At 68.8% G+C, this 3720-nt stretch carries 4 protein-coding genes and 1 pseudogene; 3 read left to right on the top strand and 2 right to left on the bottom strand.

Features of this window, described 5'->3' with window-relative positions:
* The 3 genes and pseudogenes from KBX53_RS25800 to KBX53_RS25810 all read left to right on the top strand — a co-directional run.
* Nucleotides 1-306, top strand: a pseudogene (locus KBX53_RS25800) (hypothetical protein); the annotation flags it as partial.
* 20 nt (nt 307-326) lie between these two features.
* Complete coding sequence (locus KBX53_RS25805; protein WP_030331246.1) at nt 327-1343, top strand: GDP-mannose 4,6-dehydratase; 1017 nt, start codon at nt 327-329, stop codon at nt 1341-1343.
* Nucleotides 1340-2050 carry a nucleotidyltransferase family protein gene (locus KBX53_RS25810; RefSeq protein ID WP_030331248.1) on the top strand — a complete coding sequence of 237 codons (711 nt, stop codon included), beginning with the start codon at nt 1340-1342 and terminating at the stop codon, nt 2048-2050. Before KBX53_RS25805 ends, KBX53_RS25810 begins: the two co-directional genes overlap by 4 nt.
* Nucleotides 2051-2110: 60 nt before the next feature.
* Here KBX53_RS25810 and KBX53_RS25815 read toward each other — a convergent pair whose 3' ends face one another.
* Together KBX53_RS25815 and KBX53_RS25820 are read right to left on the bottom strand one after the other, a co-directional pair.
* Nucleotides 2111-3076 carry a glycosyltransferase gene (locus tag KBX53_RS25815; RefSeq protein ID WP_081883808.1) on the bottom strand — a complete coding sequence of 322 codons (966 nt, stop codon included), beginning with the start codon at nt 3074-3076 and terminating at the stop codon, nt 2111-2113.
* Nucleotides 3077-3345: 269 nt separating this feature from the next.
* Nucleotides 3346-3720: hypothetical protein (locus tag KBX53_RS25820; RefSeq protein ID WP_210862117.1), on the bottom strand; the 375-nt coding region annotated here is incomplete at its 5' end.

Here is a 3720-nt window from a genome sequence, read left to right on the forward strand (position 1 = left end):
ACCGACGTCAGAGATGTCGCGCGGGCGTACGTCGAGCTGGCGGAGCTGGGCAGGGCCGGTGAAATCTACAATGTCTGCTCGGGTTCCGGGGTGACCGTCCGGCGGGTCCTGGAGATCCTGCTGGACCTGGCCGGGCTGGACTGGTCCGTCGTTGACGTGGTCGCCGGGCACAGCGACCTTCGCTGTCAGGTCGGTTCGGCGGCCAAACTCGCCGCCGAGACACCCTGGAAGGCTGAGACGCCGTTGCGAGATAGCCTACGTGGCCTGCTGACGGAGTTGGCAACGCCGGCCGGAGCCGGCCAATGAATGACAAGGAGAGGCACGGGATGACGGCGTTATCAACCGATGGGGCTTGGGCGGGGCGCCGAGTTCTGGTCACCGGTGCCGGCGGGTTCATCGGCTCCCACCTGACCGAGCGACTGGTCAGGGCCGGGGCGGAGGTACGCGCCATGGTCCGGTACACCGGCCGGTCCGACCTCGGCATGCTCGCCGACGTCGACCCGGAGGTCCGCCGGTCGGTGGAGGTGGTGCACTCCGACATCACCGATCCTTTCGCGGTCCGCCGTGCCATCGCCGATTGCGACACGGTCTTCCACCTGGCCGCGCTGATCGCGATCCCGTACAGCTACGTGGCCCCGGCGTCCTACGTGGCGACGAACGTGACCGGCACGCTGAACGTGCTGGAGGCGGCGCGTGACCTCGGGGTGCGCCGGTTGGTTCACACGTCCACGTCCGAGACGTACGGGACGGCCCGTTACACGCCGATCGACGAGGACCACCCGATTCAGCCCCAGTCGCCCTACTCGGCCTCGAAGATCGGCGCCGACGCGATGGCCGAGTCGTTCTACCGGTCGTTCGATCTGCCGGTGGCCGTGATCCGGCCGTTCAACACCTACGGTCCCCGGCAGAGCGCACGCGCGGTGATCCCCACCGTCGCCGCCCAGGTGGTGGCGGGGCGGGAGAAGATCGCCCTCGGCGACCTGCGGCCGGTGCGCGATCTGACGTACGTCACCGACACGGCGGCCGGGTTCATGGCCGTGGCGGCTGCCGACCAGTGCGTCGGGCAGGTCACCAACATCGGCAACGGCCGGGGCATCGCCATCGGTGACCTGGCGCGCCTCATCGCGGAGGTGGCGGGGCGACCGGACATCGACATCGTCGAGGACAGCCAGCGGCTGCGGCCCCCGCAGAGCGAGGTGTTCGAACTGATCGCCGGCACCGAGCGGGCGCGGGAACGCTGTGGCTGGGAGCCCACGGTGTCGCTGCGTCAGGGCCTCACCGAGGTCGTCGACTACGTGCGGGCGAATCTGGGCCGGTTCGATGTGGACCGGTACGTGGTATGAGGGCGATCATTCTCGCTGGTGGGCGCGGCACCCGGCTGCGTCCCTTCACCACCAGCTTCCCGAAGCCGCTGATGCCGGTCGGTGACATCCCGATCCTGGAGATCCTGCTCCGCCAGCTCAAGGCACACGGCGTCACCGACGTGACACTGTTGACCGGTCACCTGGCGTACCTGCTGGAGGGGTACTTCGAGGATGGCCGCAAGCTGGGCCTGCACATCGACTACGTCCGCGAGGAGCAGCCCCTGGGTACGGCGGGGCCGTTGCGCCAACTGGCGGGCACCCTGGACGACGACTTCTTCGTGATGAACGGCGACCTGCTCACCGACCTGGACTTCACGGCCCTGATGGCGCATCACCGGGGCAGCGGAGCCCCGGTGACGATCAGCGTGTACACCCGGTCGGAGAAGATCGAGCTGGGCATCCTCAAGATTGACGAGTCCGGTGACGTGGTCGGCTACGACGAGAAGCCGACGCTGAACCTCGACGTCTCGATGGGCGCCTACGCCATGTCACCCAAGGCGCTCGAGAAGATTCCGGCCGGCGCGTACGACATGCCGCAACTCATCCTCGACCAGCTGAGCACCAACGGGCGGGTCTCCAGTTGGCGGCACCGCGGCTTCTGGCTGGACATTGGGCGGGTGGACGACTACAGCCTGGCCAACAAGATGTTCGCGGAGAACCCGACCGGGTTCCTGCCGCCCGACTAACGCCACCACGACGATTCGGCCCGGCCGCCCCCGAGGGGTGGCCGGGCCGAGTCGTTTGGTTCAGCGACCGAGCGCGGAAACCAACCACTTGCCGATCTCGCTGCTGGCGCGCACCGCCTTGATGACCAGCGCCAGGCCCGGCACCCGTGGACGGGTGTACCGGCTGATCAGCTGGAACCAGACGCTGAGCCCGGCGATCCGGCGGCGGCTGATGCTGCCCTCGTGCCGGTGGAACCGGACGACCGGATGGTCGAGGTGCGCCGGGTGGACGCCGCTGGCGAGCGCCCGCAGGACCAGCTCGACGTCGACCTTGATCGGTAGTTTCTCGTCGTAGCCGCCGAGGCGGACCAGCAGCTCGCGCTCGATGGACATGCCGGAGTGCTTGAACGGCAGCCGCGGACGGGTCAGGACCGACCAGAGCATGCGGCGTGCCGTCGGGTAGGACGGGAGGCTGATCGACCGAGCGGAGTTGCCCACCAGCTCTTCGTAGTCGGTGTAGATCCAGACGGCCCCGGTCCGGGTCAGGAACTCCTGGATGCGGGCCAGCCCGTCCTCAGTGAACTCGTCGTCGGAGTCGAGGACGGTGACGTAACGGCCACGAGCGACGCGCAGGGCCGTGTTACGGGCTGCGCTGATGCCCGACGGCTTCTGACGCACGAGTCGAATGCGCTGATCGGCCAGGAGATCGGCGGCGGCCAGGCATTCCTGGGCCGGCACGGTGGAGCCGTCGTCGACCACGACGATCTCGAAGTCATCGAAGGTGCCGCTGAGCACGCTGCGGATGGACGTCACGAGCAGTTCGGGACGGTCCCGTACCGCGATGCAGACCGAGATCGCCGGAGTTACCCGGCGCACCGGCTCGGTGAGCCCGACCGTCGGCGCGTCGACGGAGGGACGGACCGGCCCGGTGAGCCCGACCGTCGGCGCGTCGACGTGACGGCCGGGGGCGCCCGGCAGTGGCTGGAGTGCGCGAGGATCCCGGTCGGTCAACTGAGCGGCGCGCACCGCGAAAGGGCCCTCGCTCACCGCGAGCGTCGACCGCCGCTCGGGGCGAGGCTCGCGTCGACCGGTGCCCGGCCAACGGACGAGCCATCGGCTCTGCTTGTATCGCCCATGCCCACAACCCCCGTGATGGTCACTGCTGGTCGTCCCTTGGCGACGCTCCGGTAGGACCGTCACGCCGAAGGATGCCCGATCTGAACGCCGCGCGCGGCAGATGGATTCTAGCGACGCACTCATGATCGCACCACTACTGAATGTGGACGAGTAGTGACACAAACGCGTGTCGCGCTACCTCAGCGGAACCCCGCCGGGGGTCGCACCCGACGCGCCTGCGCCAGGATCTCGTCGGTGGTGAGGATCCGGGTGTCGTCCTCCCGGGCACCGGCGGGGCCCGTGGCATCGGCGGGCCCGCCGTCCTTCTGATCGATGGGGGCGGAGCGCCGTGCGGCCCACCAGGCCAGACCGACGACCGTCCAGAGAAGGGGCGGGAGCAGGGGATCCTCCATCGACGGCGAGAGGAAGCCAACGATGCAGGCGAATATGAGTGCGGCAATTCCCCACAGCACGTTGGGTGCCGGCCGGTGGCCCGTACGACGCAGTTGACGGGTCCGGGCCAGCAGTGGTTTGGCAATCATGAAGAGCCACACCAGGTACGCGCCGAACCCCAG

The organism is Micromonospora sp. M51, from assembly GCF_018070305.1.
Taxonomy (GTDB): domain Bacteria; phylum Actinomycetota; class Actinomycetes; order Mycobacteriales; family Micromonosporaceae; genus Micromonospora; species Micromonospora parva.

Excerpts from the sequence above, each read along its gene's own strand:
- KBX53_RS25805 (WP_030331246.1), top strand. The coding sequence starts at position 327 with ATGACGGCGTTATCAACCGATGGGGCTTGGGCGGGGCGCCGAGTTCTG.
- KBX53_RS25810 (WP_030331248.1), top strand. The coding sequence starts at position 1,340 with ATGAGGGCGATCATTCTCGCTGGTGGGCGCGGCACCCGGCTGCGTCCC.